The sequence below is a fragment of the Bradyrhizobium sp. genome (assembly GCF_036735945.1).
Taxonomy (GTDB): domain Bacteria; phylum Pseudomonadota; class Alphaproteobacteria; order Rhizobiales; family Xanthobacteraceae; genus Bradyrhizobium.
The window spans coordinates 31,316-46,918 of the sequence record NZ_DAINNI010000033.1 but is presented as its reverse complement, the minus strand read 5'-3'; the positions used below and the strand labels follow the sequence as shown (position 1 = coordinate 46,918).

Genomic DNA, 15,603 nt, shown 5'->3' with positions numbered 1-15,603 from the left:
TGAAATGATCTGACAACGATCACTCTTGATCTCTCCCCATACAAGTATTCCAGAGACGTCAGCGATTCCGCGAAGGGGCCGCGGCGTACTGGATGCCCGCCTTCGCGGGCATGACGAAGGAGGGTGTCGCCGATCTCACGCCCGCGGGGCGCAGCGGACATAGACCATGTTGCCGTAACGGACCGCGGCATCCTTGTCGATGAAGCGGGTGATCAGCACGCGGCCGTCGAACGAGACGATCTCGCGATCCTGTTCGCCGCCGGCGGGACCGGCCGGACCGATATAGTTCTTGCCGCCCGGGCTGCCCTTGAGGCGCAGCTCCTGCGGGGTGGCCTGGTCGGCCAGATGCATGACGACGCCGCCGCTGGAGCCGGCGCCGATCACGTAAGGCTGCTTGCACTGGCCGCGCGCGGCGGCTTCGGTGCGGGCGCGATCATTCGGATTCTGGAACGAGGCAAGGCCCCAGCGGCCGACGATCTCGTCGGCGCGAATCGTTGCAGGCATTTCCGGACCAACGCCGGGCTCGGCCTCGGGCGCCGGATTGGACGACAGGCTCATGCTGCTGCATGCTGCAAGCAAGAATGTCAGCGCCGATGCGATCGCCAGATTGGCTACCGTACGCGCATTACGTGAGGTGATCATCGCATTCCCCCGAACCATTCCTTTAGGCCGCTCCCGTCAAACAGCCAACCGTAAAATGAGTGCCGGAGCAAAGACGTTGGTTGAACTACGCCGCCGCGCCGATTTGGTTTCCGTGCACCATCCTATATTGGCCTCAAGAAGGCTTTAACCCCCTTGTTTGCTTGACAGGAACCGCGCCAAGCCATATTTCCCGGCCCCACGTTTAGCACTCAATCGCGAAGATTGCTAAGGGTCGCGCTGTCCCGCCCGGGGCCGCGCCGAACACCGGCTTCCCCGCCATTCTCGATGGCGCTGGACCTGAAACCGAGCCTCCCAGAGGAACTGCCAGAGGAGACGTCATGGCCAAATCCAAATTCCGTCCGCTGCACGACCGCGTCGTTGTCAAGCGCATCGACGCCGAAGAGAAGACCAAGGGCGGCATCATCATTCCCGACACCGCCAAGGAAAAGCCGTCGCAGGGCGAAGTCACCGCCGTCGGCCCGGGCGGCCGCGACGAAACCGGCAAGCTGATTCCGATCGACGTCAAGGTCGGCGATCGCGTGCTGTTCGGCAAGTGGTCCGGCACCGAGGTCAAGCTCGACGGCGAGGAACTCCTGATCATGAAGGAGTCCGACATCATGGGTGTGCTGACCTAACAGCACGCACCCTCACCCCGAGGAGGCAGCGAAGCTGCCGTCTCGAAGGGCCCTTCATCTCATGAACTCATTCTTCGAGATGCGGCCAAACGGCCGCTGCTCAGGATGAGGACCATTCCCAGGAGCAACACATATGGCTGCCAAAGACGTTAAATTTTCCGGCGACGCCCGCGACCGCATGCTGCGCGGCGTTGACGTTCTCGCCAACGCGGTGAAGGTGACGCTCGGCCCGAAGGGCCGCAACGTCGTGATCGAGAAGAGTTTTGGCGCTCCCCGCATCACCAAGGACGGCGTCACCGTCGCCAAGGAGATCGAGCTCGAGGACAAGTTCGAGAACATGGGCGCGCAGATGCTGCGCGAAGTCGCCTCCAAGACCAACGACACCGCCGGCGACGGCACCACCACCGCGACCGTGCTGGCGCAGGCGATCGTGCGCGAAGGCGCCAAGTCGGTTGCGGCCGGCATGAACCCGATGGACCTCAAGCGCGGCATCGACATCGCGGTCGCCGCCGTGGTCAAGGACATCGAGAAGCGCGCCAAGCCGGTCGCCGCCTCCTCCGAGGTCGCCCAGGTCGGCACCATCTCCGCCAACGGCGACAACGCCATCGGCAAGATGATCGCGCAGGCGATGCAGAAGGTCGGCAATGAAGGCGTGATCACCGTCGAGGAGAACAAGTCGCTCGAGACCGAAGTCGACATCGTCGAGGGCATGAAGTTCGACCGCGGCTATCTCAGCCCTTACTTCATCACCAACGCCGAGAAGATGACCGCCGAGCTGGAAGACGTCTTCGTGCTGCTGCACGAGAAGAAGCTCTCCGGCCTGCAGGCGATGCTGCCGGTGCTGGAAGCCGTGGTGCAGTCCGGCCGTCCGCTCCTGATCATCGCCGAGGACGTCGAGGGCGAGGCGCTGGCGACGCTGGTCGTCAACCGCCTGCGCGGCGGCCTGAAGGTCGCCGCCGTCAAGGCGCCGGGCTTCGGCGACCGCCGCAAGGCCATGCTGGAAGACATCGCGATCCTGACCGGCGGTCAGCTGATCTCGGATGAACTCGGAATGAAGCTCGAGAGCGTCACCGTCAACATGCTGGGACGCGCGGGCAAGGTGGTGATCGACAAGGAGAACACCACGATCGTCAAGGGCGCCGGCAAGAAAAAGGACATCGAGGCCCGCGTCACCCAGATCAAGGCGCAGATCGAGGAGACCACCTCGGACTACGATCGCGAGAAGCTGCAGGAACGGCTGGCCAAGCTCGCCGGCGGCGTCGCCGTGATCAAGGTCGGCGGTGCGACCGAGGTCGAGGTCAAGGAGAAGAAGGACCGCGTCGAGGACGCCCTCAACGCGACCCGCGCAGCGGTGCAGGAAGGCATCGTGCCGGGCGGCGGCGTGGCGCTGCTCCGCGCCAAGAAGGCGGTCGGCCGCATCCACAACGACAATTCCGACGTTCAGGCCGGTATCAACATCGTGCTGAAGGCGCTGGAAGCCCCGCTCCGCCAGATCTCGGAAAACGCCGGTGTCGAAGGCTCGATCGTGGTCGGCAAGATCCTCGAGAACAAGTCTGAGACCTTCGGCTTCGACGCCCAGACCGAGGAATATGTCGACATGGTCGACAAGGGCATCATCGACCCCGCCAAGGTGGTGCGCGCCGCGCTGCAGGACGCCTCCTCCGTCGCGGGCCTGCTGGTGACCACCGAAGCCATGGTCGCCGAACTGCCGAAGGAGCCGGCGCCGGCAATGCCCGGCGGTGGCGGCGGCATGGGTGGAATGGGCGGCATGGGCTTCTGAGCCCCGCCCTTTCCCCTACCAGCAGATCGAAGGCCGCCTCCGGGCGGCCTTCTTTTTTGGCGAGCCGTCGAGGTATCATCCCCGCAACATGCGACCGCCTTCGCGATCATGCCGACGCGCGGCGCAGCCGGCCTTTGATCTTGAGACCATCCCGCAGGTTGAGCCCGAGCAGAGTGACGTTCGCCGCGCCGGCACCGAGTTCAAGCGTCTGCACTGCATAGAAGATGGCATCGAATTCGGCGCTATTCGCCTTGGACGCGAGGAAGAGCGCAGAAGGGATGAGGATCAGGAGACCGTTGCCGGCGATGAACGGCATGCGCTTGATCTTGGCCCCGACCAACCCGGCCCGCCGTCCCTTTGCCAAAGCGAAACCAGAGCCTCCCGTCGCGGCTAACGCCGGAACCAGCAACAGGAAGCCCCACGGTATGGCCATCTTGACTGTCGTCACGATCGCCTCTGACGCAAACAGCTCGCTGAGCGCCGTCGAGAGCCAGAAGGTCGCAATCGTAAGGAGAGCAACGACACCGGCCACCGGATGAATAATCTTGATCATGACCTGCCTCGCTGCAGTTGGGAGCGGCTGCCACCCGTGAACCACATGCGCGAAAGCAGACCGTCGCGGCGAACGAAGTGGTGATAAAGCGCGGCGCCCGCGTGAAGCACCAGCAAGGCAAGTAGAACCCTTGCTCCGATGCCATGCGGTACACGTGGCGGATATTTCCAGAAGTCGGGCAAGGCGCCTTCTCCGCCAAAGATCATCGGCGCAGCGCCGCTCAGCGCCACTATGCCGATGCCGCTCGCAATCATTCCCAGGATGATGACGTAGAACAGTACGTGCACCACCCGAGCCGTGAATTCCTGCCAGCGCGGCATCCACGCCACCGGGTTGGGCTTGCGGTCGTAAGCCCACCGCCAGCCGATCCGAACGATGGTCAAGGCGAGTACTGCAATGGCAATTGGCACGTGGACCCGCAGAATGGCGGCCTTGGCGACCGGATCGACCGTGTTGGCCGCCCGGAAACCCGAAGCGATAAGAGCGACGATCAGCAGCGCGCTCAGCCAATGGATTGACACGATCATGGCCCCGTAGCGGTCTGCGGTGCTCTTCAGTCCCATTGCGTCCTCCTACTCTGAAGCCTTGCGCGGCCGGGCTATGCGACGCAGATGCCTGACATCGCGACCTTCTGGAACAGGTGTGGGGAAGCGACGGCGGAGGATGGATAGGCCGAGAGGCTCGCCCTGAATCCAGGATGCGTGAACGCCGCCCGGAAATGAGCGGTCGTCTCCCAGACCGCGTAATTCAGATAAGTCGGGCTCTTGCCGAGAGCACGGTGAAGCTGCGTGGCGATGAAGCCCGGCTGTCGCTTCATGACTTCCGCATCGTCCTGCCACGCTCGGAGGAAGGTCTGCTCATCGGGCTCGTCGAGCGTGAAGACGTTCACCAGCACGACAGGGCCTGCATCGATCGTGAGCTGACGCTCGATCGGGAAGGCAGGATCCATGGGACACAACAATGACATGACAGGCTCCTCAATTTGGTTGCATAGTGTCAATGTGGCTCCATGCATGTAGTATATTGACATCGTGATGTCAATATCATTTTATGGTGACAAATGCACAAACGAACACCGGCCGGCGATGCCGTGACCGACCTCGTTCTCGACCTATTCAGGCTCAATAACCTGCTTCTCACGGGGGGCGATCGGCTTGTGGCGAGGCTTGGGCTGACAAGCGCCCGCTGGCAGATCCTTGGCGCGATCGTTGCCGCCGAACGCCCGCAGCCAGTGGCTTGGCTCGCTCGCGACCTCGGCGCCAACCGGCAAAACGTGCAACGGATCGTCAACGATCTCGAAAAGGAAGGGCTCGTCGCATTCGAGCCCAATCCGCATCACCGGCGCGCGCAGCTCGTCGTCCTGACCGACAAGGGACGACAGACATTCGATGCTGCCATGCGCTTGCAAGGGCCGTGGATGGATAATCTTTCGGACGGGCTCCTGATCAAGGACGTAGAAGCAGCCCACCGCTTCATCACGACATTACGTCAAAGGCTGGAGGGCAACGCGGAACCAGCCGAGCGAGCTTGAAGCCAAACTGGCGAGATCGCACCCACGATGCCGCCACTATGCCGCGGAATCTTGCGGCAATTGCTCGTGCCGGGCATTTCCAACCAGCGCGCGGTTGAGCCAGAACCGCGCGGATACCCACTCGACATTAGCGGTCCGGATCGATTTTATGCGCCGCACATCCCAGCTATGACGACGCTGATTGAGGAATGCCACATGCGCGCGCTATTGTTCTGCCTGCTCGGTCTGGCGACGGCCACCCCTCACCTCGCTTTCGCCCAGATGAAACTTCCCTCCAAAACAGCGCCCGGCGCCGTGGAGACGCGCTACTTCACCGCGATCGACGGCCTGATGGACGGCAATGCCGACGTCGTGCTGAAGGAAACCCGGCAGGGCAAGACCGTCACCGCGGCCACGCTCGACGTCTGCTACCCCGCCGCGAAGGGTTCTGACCGCAAGGACCGCTTCGTCGCCAACCTCGCGGTGAGCGGCCAGACCCTGACCGGCACCACGCAGAGCATCGGCGACAAGCAGCCGGTCACCATCAAGCTGACGCGCAAGCCGAACGGCGACACCTTCGAATTCCGCGGCCAGATCACGGTCGGCCAGGCGGTCACCGAGGTCACCTCGACCGACAATTCGGATCTCAGCGAGAAGGAATTTCTGGACAACCAGACCAGCGACGACGGCATCACGCCGGCGCCGAAGGAATTTGCCGACGTCTCGCCGGAAGCGATCAGCGTGCGGATCAAGCTCGACGCGGCGCTGGATTTCCTGAAAAGCCTGAAGGGCGAGGCCGTCGAAATCGGACTCTCCAGCCTGTCGATCTCCTGCGACGCGCTGCGCGCCGGCGAGCAGACCATCAACCTGACGGTCGATCCGGAGCGGGCCGCGGCCCTGATCGCGAAAGCCAAATCGACGCCGGGCGTGGTCGCGGCGGGATGGACCAGCGGCGCCATCGAGATGGACCGCACCATCCGCTTTGCCGCAAGCGAATGGCGCGACGGCGACAGGATCAACAAGGACAAGATCGCATCCGCAATCTCGGCCGTGCTGGCCAAAACGCTGTCCGCCAAGCCGGCGGAGGCGAGCTGGAACGCCAATACCGGAAAGGCGAAACTGACGTTCAAGCGGCCGAGCCCGATCTATCCGCCGCTCGCGCTCACTGAAACGCTCGAGATCACCGCGCTGGTCTCGCCGGACAAGCCCGGCGCCACCGACAGGCTGATGCTGTGGCTCTCGAGCCCGGTGACCACCACAGCGGACGAAGGCACCGGGGCAAAGCTGCATGTGTCGGAAGACTCCACCGGCGACGAGGAAGGCGGCGAGCCGAAGGACGACAACGGCGCGATCGACGCGCTGGCGAAAGAGTTCAAGGGCCAGCGCTGGGATGCCGACAGGAGCGTGTGGAAGTAGAGCGGGATGAACATCCTTGGCTGTCGGCCGATGTTCGTCCGGTTGGTGGAAACGACGTTATTTCGGACGCGGAGGAGGTTTGCTTTTGCGATTTAGCATTCGCCAAAACCATATTTTCGCATTCATTGCCGGCGCGGTGTTCGCGCTTGTGTCGATCACCGCGCTTGCACAACAACCGAGCGAAACACTTTTTCAGGACGTGCGTGTACTTGATGTCGTCAATGGCCGCCTCGGTGCTCCGACCAATTTGCTCGTGAAGGGCGGCGTCATCGCGGCGATCGGCGCATCGGCGAAGGCATCCCAGGATGCGAAGATCGTCGAGGGCAAGAGTCGTACGCTGATGCCTGGCCTGATCGACGTCCATGTTCACCTGACGTTCGGCGCCCTTCCGCTGGCCGGACTTTACGATCCGAATACAACGGCCGGTCAGATCGGCGCAGCCGCGGCAAAGTCGGCGTCGGACATGTTGCTGCGCGGCTTCACCGCCGTGAGGGACATGGGCGGCCCAATCTTCCCGCTCAAGCGCGCGATTGATTCCGGCAAGGTGACGGGACCCCGCATCTGGCCATCAGGCGCGGTCATTTCGCAGACTTCAGGGCACGGCGATTTCCGAACGCCCGAGGAGCGCTCGCGGCGCTTCTTTGGCAAGCCCGCCCGTGCCGAGGAGGAAGACGCCACCTTCATTGCCGACGGCCGCGACGAGGTGCTGACGGCGACGCGGGAAAATCTTCGCAACGGCGCCAGCCAGATCAAGATCATGGGAGGCGGCGGCACGTCCTCGGCCTACGATCCGATCGACGTCACGCAGTACACGCTGGACGAAATGAAGGCGGCCGTTGAGGCCGCCTCGGACTGGAACACCTACGTCGCGGTTCACGCCTACACGCCGCGCGCTGTACGGCGCGCGATCGAGGCCGGCGTGCAATGCATCGAACATGGCCAGTTGCTCGACGATGCCACGATCAAGCTGATGGCGCAGAAGGGCGTCTGGCTGAGCGCGCAGAACCTCATTCCGGACACCCCCAGCATGTCGGCGGAAAGGCGCGCCAAGCGCAGGGGCGTCCTGGAGGGCACCGCGCGCGTCTGGCAATCGGCGAAGAAGCATGGGGTGAAGCTTGCCTGGGGAACCGACATCCTTTTCGAACCGGAACTCAACTCAGAGCAAAGCCGCCTGATTTTACCGCTCAAGCAATGGTTCACGCCCGCCGAGATTCTCAAGCTCGTTACCTACGACAACGCCCGGCTGCTGGCGCTGAGCGGCCCGCGATCGCCCTACCAGGGCAGGCTTGGCGTGATCGAGACAGGAGCGCTCGCCGATCTACTGCTGGTCGATGGCAATCCGCTGGCCGACATTGACCTCATTACCGACCCGCAGAAGAATTTCAGCGTCATCATGAAAGATGGAGTCATTTTTAAAGGCGATGGAGCGCGATAGACACGACCTGTTGCGCCCACGTGCTCACCGGTTGATGTCGAAGTCAGCTTTTTACCAGAGGTCCGCCTTTGTTAAGATTCGATTCAGCTTAGAGGAACATCATTGGCTAACCAAAAATCCGGGTTAGGCCATGTACGACCGCGAGCCGAGTACCGTTCGAAGCATCTTGTCGGGGAATGTGGCTGGCGGACTTGGGCCGGCCAATCTGCGGAATTTCCTGCAATGCGGTCGCGACGACGTCCTCGTCGTGCGCGAACCGTCGCATGCACGCGCGCGGAACATGCTGCTGGTCGCGGTCGCGCTCGGCGCCAGCTTTGGACTGGGATGGACGGGCGGCGCGAGTTGGCCGCAATTCGCCGGTGAGCTCGGCCTCGAAACGGTTGCGCACAACGAAGCGCCCGCGCCGCGAATGGCCGAAGCACGCCCGGGCAAGATCGAAGCCGCCCGGAAGACGGCATCGGCGACGGACCCCGGCATCGTCGGCAGCATTTCCAGGCCGTCCGCTCTGCCGCGTCCCTCTGCGAGCGCGGTTTCGCAGGCCAATGCGAGCCCTGCCGCCGCGATCGCCATGCGTCAGCCGGCGCTGGCCGCGCCGCCCGAAACAAAGCCGACGACCATTCCCGGCTGGGCCGTCGTCGATGTCAGGGACGGCACCGCCGTTCTCGAAGGACCCGACGGCATCAAGATGGCCGCACGTGGCGACGCCATTCCCGGGCTCGGACGCATCGAGTCCATCGTGCGCTGGGGCAATCGCTGGATCGTCGCCACCGCCAACGGATTGATTGCCACTCAGTAGAACGCCGTCGCGCTAATTCGTATTGACGCGAAAGCGCAGTGTCTTCGTGCCGACGAACGACACGAAGTCGCCCTGCCGCTTCCAGGTGCCCGCTTCGCTCAAGGCCGCGATCAGTTCGTCGTCGGCCTGAGCTCTGTCCGGCGGACAGGGGCGATTTTCCATTGCGCCCATCACGAAGATCACGGTGTTGCCGGCCACCGAGAACTGGCCTTTCCCGCCCTTGCACCAGAGTTCCACCGCTACCTCGCCGGCATCCCCGATTTCAAGGTTGGGTATGCGCTTCGAGCCGGGCATGCGGTTTACATCGAGCTGCATTTCCGTTCCGAATGGAAAGCCGTCGTCGGCGAGCGCCGGGCCGGACGGCAAGACCGCCCCGATCATCAGGAGCGAAGCGGCGCCTGCCCGGGCCCTTCGTACGAATGAAATCATGCATCCTCTCGAAAATACGAGCCCTACCGCGCCGCGGCCGTTCTATTGGACGGCGAGGTGATTGGCTAGGGCCGTGGCTGCGGCCGGCTGACAAATTGCAGCCGGCATCGAGCGCCGGGCGGCAACTCGCAGGCATGTCCGCCAGTTGCAGATGAATCGCGGGATCTCCCGCAGGAAGGGCCGACGACAGCCGCTGCTGCTTTGGGCTATGACAGCCGAAAACGCCGACATCCCCGCGGGCCGCCGCCCCGCGAGGATGTCCCGACGTCTCCGCTAATGAAGCACCATCATCGTGAACGGATAGACGTAGGCCTGCAACATGACCAGGAGGCCGACGAGACAGGCCAGCGCGATCGAATGCTTGAACACGAAGCGCAGGATCGTGCTTTCGTGTCCATACCAGTTGGTTGCGGTGGAGGCGACGACGATCGATTGCGCGTCGATCATCTTGCCCATCACGCCACCGGAGGAGTTGGCGGCGGCCATCAGCACCGGAGACAAGCCGAGTTGTTCGGAGGTAATCTTCTGCAGGTTGCCGAACAGGATGTTCGACGCCGTATCCGATCCCGTCAACGCCACGCCGAGCCAGCCGAGCAGCGTCCCGAAGAACGGATAGAGCACCCCGGTTGCAGCGAAGGCGAGACCGAGCGTCGCATCGACGCCCGATAGCCGCGTCAACGTGCCGATCGCCAGCATCGCCGAGATCGTGATCAGCGAGATCGCGCACAGCTTGATGGTTCGGCCATATTCCCTGATCATCCTGGCCGGACCAAAGCCCGCCAGCAGGCCGGAAACGATCGCGGCAATCAACATGCCCGTGCCGGTGAACGACAGGTAGGTGAACGCGAACACCGCCCCTTCCGGTGTCGGCTTGGGCGCCACCGGCGGTACCTTGTTGATCATGTTGTGCAGGTCGGGAACGGGGTAATTCCAGGTGAAGATCGAGTTCGCCCAGGTCTTGAACGTGCCATTGCCCCAGACCAGCATCACGACGCAGACGATGATCCACGGCAACAACGCGCTCCAGAGTTGGCGCTGGGTCAACGGCGTCGTGTCCATGGGTTTCTGCGCGGTCATGGTCGCCGCCGATTCATCCCGGCCGCGCAGGGCCGCCGACAGCCAGAGCCGCCTGGGCTGCCACACCCTGAGGAACAGGATCAGGCATCCCATCGAGATCAGCGAGGCGCCGATGTCGACGATCCAGGGGTTGATGAAGTTCGAGATCACGAATTGCGGGATCGCGAACGAAAGGCCCGTCACCAGAATGGCCGGCCAGACCTCCTTCATGCCCCGCCAGCCCGCGAAGGCCCATACCACCCAGAACGGCACGATCAGCGAGAACACCGGCAATTGCCGGCCGACCATCGCGCCGAGGATGTAGGGATCTAACCCCGTGACCGAGGCGAGACCCTGGATCGGCGTACCGAGCGCGCCATAGGCCACCGGCGCAGTATTGGCGATCAGCGACAGGCCGGAGGCGGCCAGCGGAGAGAAGCCGAGGCCTATCAGGACCGAGCCGGTGATGGCGACCGGCGTACCAAAGCCGGAGGCGCCCTCGAAGAACGCACCGAACGAAAACGCGATCAGCAGCAGTTGCAGGCGCCGGTCCTCGGTGACGCCGCCGACCGCGCGTTTCAACAATTCGAATTGGCCAGTTGCAACCGTGAGCTGGTAGAGAAAGATGACGTTCAGCACGATCCAGCCGATCGGGAAGAAGCCGGCAACGACGCCGAGCAGGGAGGCACGGATCGACATCCCCGCGGGCATGGTGAAAATGAAGATCGCGATCAGGTTGGTCAGGATCACGGCGACGATGGCGGCGATGTGCGCCTTGACCTTGCCGCTGGCGATCAGCACCAGCAGCGTGACGACAGGCACGGCGGCGGCGATCGTCGACAGCGCGGCGTTGCCGAGCGGATTATAGTGTTGGTCCCACATTGCAGTTCTCCCCACGGTGTTGTTGCTGCGCCCGGCAGCGCGGAGCGCCGGGCGGGGTGTGAGCGAGTACGGGAGCGAACTTGCAGGCCGAGACCGGGCTGCGTTAATGCCGGCCAACGCTCACAACCTCGCGAAGTTCGATGGCCTCCGCCCCTCGCCGTCACAGCCATGCTAGGGTCTCACCGGCACCTGCGACAAGCCGCCGCAGTCGACCCCTTCAATAACCTTCGTAGTAGGCGACAATTCATCCATTTAATCAGGATGTTACACCAAATTTTCCGGAGACGGTGATCTGTGAACAATATCCGCTCGACGCTCGCGACCGTATGGCGAATCGCCATGCCCTACTTCCGGTCCGAGGACAAATGGGCCGGCCGAATCCTGCTGGCCGCCGTGATCGCCATCGAGCTTGCGATCGTCGGCATCAACGTCCTGATCACGCTGTGGAACGCCCGCTTCTACAACGCCCTGCAGGATCGCAACTGGGACAACTTCGTCTACGAGATCATCTATTTCAGCGTCCTCGCGGCCATCTTTATCGTGCTTGCGGTCTACCAGCTCTATCTCAATCAATGGCTGCAGATCCGCTGGCGGCAATGGATGACCTCGCAGTATCTCGGTGACTGGCTGCATCAGGCCAACCACTACCGGATGCAGCTTCAGGGCGACGCCGCCGACAACCCCGACCAGCGCATGACCGACGACGTCAAGCTGTTCGTCGATCGCACCCTCAACATCGGCCTCGGCCTTTTGAACTCGGTCGTCACGCTGGCGTCCTATATCGTGATGCTCTGGGGCCTCTCGAACGATGCACCGCTGCACCTGTTCGGCCAGGAATATGCAATTCCCGGCTATCTCGTCTGGATCGCGCTGATCTATTCGGTGCTCGGCACCGTGCTCACCCATCTGATCGGCTGGCCGCTGGTCGGCATCGACTACAGGCAGCAGCAATACGAAGCGGATTTCCGCTTCAACCTGGTGCGCGTGCGGGAAAACTCCGAGCAGATCGCGCTGCTGCATGGCGAGCAGGCCGAGCGCGAGCGCCTTCTCGTTCGCTTCGGACGCGTGGTGGAGAACTGGCTCGCCATCATGAGCCGGACCAAGAAGATAACCGCGTTCACGGCGAGCTATAATCAGGCTTCCGTGGTGTTTCCCTACGTCCTGGTGGCGCCGGCCTACTTCGCCCAGAAGATCCAGCTCGGCGGCATGATGCAGACGGCATCGGCGTTTTCCAACGTGCAGGGCGCGCTGTCGTTCTTCATCTCGATCTATCGCCAGCTGGCGGAGTGGCAGGCCGTGGTCAACCGCCTCGACGGGTTCGAGAACGGGATCGCGGGCGCGCGAGAACTCGCAGGCCGCAGCGAGCGAATTCACGTCGTCAAGGCGGGCGATGGCGCGATCGACCTCAAGGAGCTGTCGCTGCGGCTGCCGAACGGCACGCCGCTGGTGAACGCCGAGAGGTTCAGTTTCCGCAAGGGCGAGCGCACGCTGATGACCGGCCCATCGGGCTCGGGCAAGTCGACGCTGTTCCGCGCGATCGCCGGCATCTGGCCGTTCGGCGCGGGCAGCATCGGCGTCCCGGCCGGCGCGACGTTGATGATGCTGCCGCAGCGCCCGTATTTCCCGGTCGGATCGCTGCAGGGCGCGATCGAATATCCCTCCAGCGAAGGCGCGTTCACGGCCCAGCAGATCGCCGACACACTGCGGGCGGTGGGACTGCCCAAGCTCGCGACCGACGTCGGCGAGCACGGCCACTGGAACAGAACGCTGTCGCTCGGGGAACAGCAGCGGCTCGGCATCGCGCGGGCGCTGCTGCACGTGCCGCAATATCTGTTCCTCGATGAAGCCACCGCCTCGCTCGACGAACCCTCGGAGAAGGCGCTGTATCGCCTGCTGACCGAGAAGCTGCCCGATACCACGATCATCTCGATCGGCCACCGCTCGACGCTCGATGCATTCCATCAGCGCAATGTCGCGCTCGCGCGCGGCGGCGATCACTTCGTGCTGGAAGACGACCGCGAGGTCGCCAAGGCGCCGTAGCGTCTAGAGCCAGCGCTGCGGCCAGCGCTGGCGGCGAACCGTGCGGTGCCAGAAATAGCAGAAGGCCGTCAGCAGCAGTGTGCCGGCCAGCACCGGCGCCAGCAGGAATGTCCAGGGCAGATTGCCTGACACCACCAGCAGCGGATTGATGCCTGCCGGCGGGTGAAAGGTGCCGGTCAGATACATCGCCAGGATCGAAAGGCCGACGGCCGCGGCCGCGGCCCATGCGTGTGGGCCCGTCAGCTTGAGCACGGCAAGGCCGACCAGCGCCGATACCAGATGCCCGCCGACCAGCGCGCGCGGCTGCGCCGGCTCCGCGTTCGGCGATCCGACCACCAGCACGATCGAGGTCGCGAACGGAATCACCGCGAGCGGGTAATGCGCGACGAAGGAGAACAACTCCATCAGGCCGATGGCGATCGCGCCGCCGAGACCGGCGACCGCGCCCGCCACGGCGCTGCGGTGATCGTTGCGCGAGACTGCATTCCGCAAGCCGCGCCGCCAGTCCCGTTTCATCGACGTCCCCAAACGAAAAGGGGCGGCAGATTGCTCTGCCGCCCCTTCCCTTCGGCCGGAGGTTGTTACTTGAGGTTGGTCAGCGCGGTCAGGTCGGCCGACAGCTTGACGATGCCGGCGGCGCCGCACCAGTTCGAGCCGACGCCCGACGGATTGATCGGGGTCACGAACGTACCGAGGTTGGTCCCGTTGAGGTTGCCGCGAGCCGAGAAATCGCTGGTGAAGGCGTTGCAATCACCCTTCGACAGGTTGGTGTCGGAATAGCGGAAGTCCAGCGTGAACACCTTGTAGGTGAAGCCGATGCCGACGTTCCAGGTGTTGTAGTCGGCGTAGTTGATGCCGTTCGGGAAGATCGCCGTGCCGTAGAACGAGTCCGAGGTGCCCAGCCACTGGCGGCCGAACTCACCCGACACGTACATGCCGATGCCGCTGGCGCCGAACCAGGTGCTCGGCGCAATCGCCTTGCCGACGATCGAGGCGTAGGTGCCTTCGGCGCCGCTGTTCAGGAAGCTCGGCGTATAATAGACGTTGCCGCCCATCGAGAAGTTGTCGTTGAAGGTGTAGTTCACCTTGCCGTAGACTTCGAAGAAGCTGACATCCTTCTTCAGGACGTTGCCGTTGACCAGCGCGTTGAGGGCACACTCGGTACCCCAGAACTTGCCAGTAAAATCGATACCGGGAGCGCCGAATTGGCAGGTGCCGCCCGGATACAGGTAGCCCCAGGCACCGACGTCGAAGGCAAACTGGCCGACCGTCAGGCGGGCGCCGCCGTAGACGTCAACTTCGGCTGCTGCGCGGTTCGGGAAGGAGATGCTGGCTCCGCCCAAGCCAACATAGAGCTGGAAGTCCTTGGTGAGGTTGAAGCGCGGTTCGAAATAGGCGCTGACCGAGGGCTTATGGTTGGACTGGGTGATGCCGCGGAATATGTAATCGTTGGTGATGCCGGCGCCGAAGGCGATATCCCAGGGATCGAATGGAGCCGGCGGCGGCGCCTTGGCGGCCTTCAAAGGCATATCCGCAGCAAGAGCCGAACCCGATACCATTGCCAGCGCCGTTGCTAACAAAGCCAGTTTCTTCATGACTATCCCCAATTACCCTTCTTGGCAGCTCGGTCCCGGTCCCCCCGGGGTCATCGATAACCGGCTGCGGCTAAATGTCTTCGCGGCCACACAGTGGGCCGCAGCGCCATTGTCGAGAAGCAAAAATGTCATGCAGCCGCCGCCTTTTTAGGCAACCGGCCGATTTCGAAAAAATGTTCTCGGCGCGTGTGGCATTCCCACAACAATTTGGCCGGCCTTCGCCTGCTGCAGCCAGTCATCGAAAGCCGAAAGCAGCAACCGGCGCGAGGGTTTGAACGCTCCCTTTCCACGAATCAACCTGCCCGTGAAAACAGTGGCTGGCTCGCGTGGGGCGCCCCAACGAAAAAGGCCGCAGCGCGGGACGCTGCGGCCTCTCGAAAACGGACTGGCTGTCCGGCTAGCTGTGGTCGCTGCCGTTGGGTGAGCCGGCCGACCATGACGGGTTCGCGGGCTCGGGAGAAGCCCAGCTCGTCGTCGCAGCGGCTTCCGGTTCGGGCGCTGGCGCTGGTGCAGCCGGCTCCGGCGCGGGAGCGGCGGGCATGGCAGCCGCCTTCTTTTTCCTTGCCGGGCTCTTCCTTGCGGCCTTCTTCGGTGCGGCCGTTGATTTCTTGGCGGCTTTCTTTGCAGCCTTCTTGGCGGATTTCTTTGCGGTCTTCTTGGCAGCCTTCTTGGCGCTCTTCTTCGCAGCCTTCTTTGCCGATTTCTTCGCGGACTTCTTCTTTTTCGCGGCTACGGCCTTCTTGGCCTTTTTAGTCTTTTTAGCCTTCTTGGCCTTCTTACTCTTCTTCGCCATCTGGTCCTCCTGTTGACGCTGTCCATGTCTGTCGAGCGCTT

General features: G+C 63.3%; 16 protein-coding genes. 8 read left to right on the top strand and 8 right to left on the bottom strand.

What is annotated here, in order from left to right; all coding sequences use genetic code 11:
• Positions 1–135: 135 nt before the first annotated feature.
• Positions 136–642: a hypothetical protein gene (locus tag V7E26_RS14050; RefSeq protein WP_324416904.1), complete on the bottom strand. Its 507-nt coding sequence runs from the start codon at positions 640–642 to the stop codon at positions 136–138.
• Between the two features lie 338 nt (positions 643–980).
• Between V7E26_RS14050 and V7E26_RS14045 the strand changes: the two genes are divergently transcribed.
• Positions 981–1,277 carry a co-chaperone GroES gene (locus V7E26_RS14045; RefSeq protein WP_324416902.1) on the top strand — a complete coding sequence of 99 codons (297 nt, stop codon included), beginning with the start codon at positions 981–983 and terminating at the stop codon, positions 1,275–1,277.
• A gap of 133 nt (positions 1,278–1,410) precedes the next feature.
• Positions 1,411–3,057 carry a chaperonin GroEL gene (gene groL / locus V7E26_RS14040; RefSeq protein WP_324416900.1) on the top strand — a complete coding sequence of 549 codons (1,647 nt, stop codon included), beginning with the start codon at positions 1,411–1,413 and terminating at the stop codon, positions 3,055–3,057.
• Between the two features lie 106 nt (positions 3,058–3,163).
• On the opposite strand, the gene V7E26_RS14035 is transcribed toward groL, so the two are convergent.
• Genes V7E26_RS14035 through V7E26_RS14025 form a run of 3 tightly spaced genes read right to left on the bottom strand, consistent with a single transcriptional unit; the run spans position 3,164 to position 4,577 of the window.
• Entirely contained in the window at positions 3,164–3,610 is a 447-nt protein-coding gene (locus V7E26_RS14035) for a hypothetical protein (RefSeq protein WP_324416898.1), read from the bottom strand.
• Positions 3,607–4,173 (bottom strand): cytochrome b, encoded by a 567-nt coding sequence (locus V7E26_RS14030; RefSeq protein ID WP_324416896.1) that lies wholly within the window; start codon positions 4,171–4,173, stop codon positions 3,607–3,609. Before V7E26_RS14030 ends, V7E26_RS14035 begins: the two co-directional genes overlap by 4 nt.
• Positions 4,174–4,208: 35 nt before the next feature.
• Positions 4,209–4,577: an antibiotic biosynthesis monooxygenase family protein gene (locus V7E26_RS14025; protein ID WP_324416894.1), complete on the bottom strand. Its 369-nt coding sequence runs from the start codon at positions 4,575–4,577 to the stop codon at positions 4,209–4,211.
• Positions 4,578–4,670: 93 nt separating this feature from the next.
• Here V7E26_RS14025 and V7E26_RS14020 point away from each other — a divergent pair, with 93 nt between their 5' ends.
• From V7E26_RS14020 to V7E26_RS14005, 4 genes are all read left to right on the top strand, one after another.
• A complete protein-coding gene (locus tag V7E26_RS14020; RefSeq protein WP_324416892.1) occupies positions 4,671–5,141 on the top strand; it encodes a MarR family winged helix-turn-helix transcriptional regulator in 471 nt (156 codons plus the stop codon).
• Between the two features lie 195 nt (positions 5,142–5,336).
• Entirely contained in the window at positions 5,337–6,536 is a 1,200-nt protein-coding gene (locus V7E26_RS14015) for a hypothetical protein (protein ID WP_324416908.1), read from the top strand.
• A gap of 16 nt (positions 6,537–6,552) precedes the next feature.
• Positions 6,553–7,971, top strand: a complete 1,419-nt coding sequence (locus V7E26_RS14010; protein WP_324416890.1) for a metal-dependent hydrolase family protein — start codon at positions 6,553–6,555, stop codon at positions 7,969–7,971.
• Between the two features lie 166 nt (positions 7,972–8,137).
• Positions 8,138–8,767, top strand: a complete 630-nt coding sequence (locus tag V7E26_RS14005; RefSeq protein ID WP_324416888.1) for a hypothetical protein — start codon at positions 8,138–8,140, stop codon at positions 8,765–8,767.
• Between the two features lie 12 nt (positions 8,768–8,779).
• On the opposite strand, the gene V7E26_RS14000 is transcribed toward V7E26_RS14005, so the two are convergent.
• Positions 8,780–9,196, bottom strand: coding sequence for an META domain-containing protein (locus V7E26_RS14000; RefSeq protein ID WP_442893399.1), 417 nt, complete (start codon positions 9,194–9,196; stop codon positions 8,780–8,782).
• Between the two features lie 273 nt (positions 9,197–9,469).
• On the bottom strand, positions 9,470–11,134 hold the full coding sequence (locus V7E26_RS13995) for an L-lactate permease (protein WP_324416886.1): 1,665 nt from the start codon (positions 11,132–11,134) through the stop codon (positions 9,470–9,472).
• A gap of 294 nt (positions 11,135–11,428) precedes the next feature.
• Between V7E26_RS13995 and V7E26_RS13990 the strand changes: the two genes are divergently transcribed.
• Positions 11,429–13,174 (top strand): ABC transporter ATP-binding protein/permease, encoded by a 1,746-nt coding sequence (locus V7E26_RS13990; protein ID WP_324416884.1) that lies wholly within the window; start codon positions 11,429–11,431, stop codon positions 13,172–13,174.
• A gap of 3 nt (positions 13,175–13,177) precedes the next feature.
• On the opposite strand, the gene V7E26_RS13985 is transcribed toward V7E26_RS13990, so the two are convergent.
• Together V7E26_RS13985 and V7E26_RS13980 are read right to left on the bottom strand one after the other, a co-directional pair.
• On the bottom strand, positions 13,178–13,690 hold the full coding sequence (locus V7E26_RS13985; RefSeq protein WP_324416882.1) for an HPP family protein: 513 nt from the start codon (positions 13,688–13,690) through the stop codon (positions 13,178–13,180).
• A 65-nt stretch (positions 13,691–13,755) separates the two neighbouring features.
• Positions 13,756–14,769 (bottom strand): TorF family putative porin, encoded by a 1,014-nt coding sequence (locus V7E26_RS13980; RefSeq protein ID WP_324416880.1) that lies wholly within the window; start codon positions 14,767–14,769, stop codon positions 13,756–13,758.
• A 539-nt stretch (positions 14,770–15,308) separates the two neighbouring features.
• Here V7E26_RS13980 and V7E26_RS13975 point away from each other — a divergent pair.
• Positions 15,309–15,578: a hypothetical protein gene (locus V7E26_RS13975; protein ID WP_324416878.1), complete on the top strand. Its 270-nt coding sequence runs from the start codon at positions 15,309–15,311 to the stop codon at positions 15,576–15,578.
• Positions 15,579–15,603: the final 25 nt, after the last annotated feature.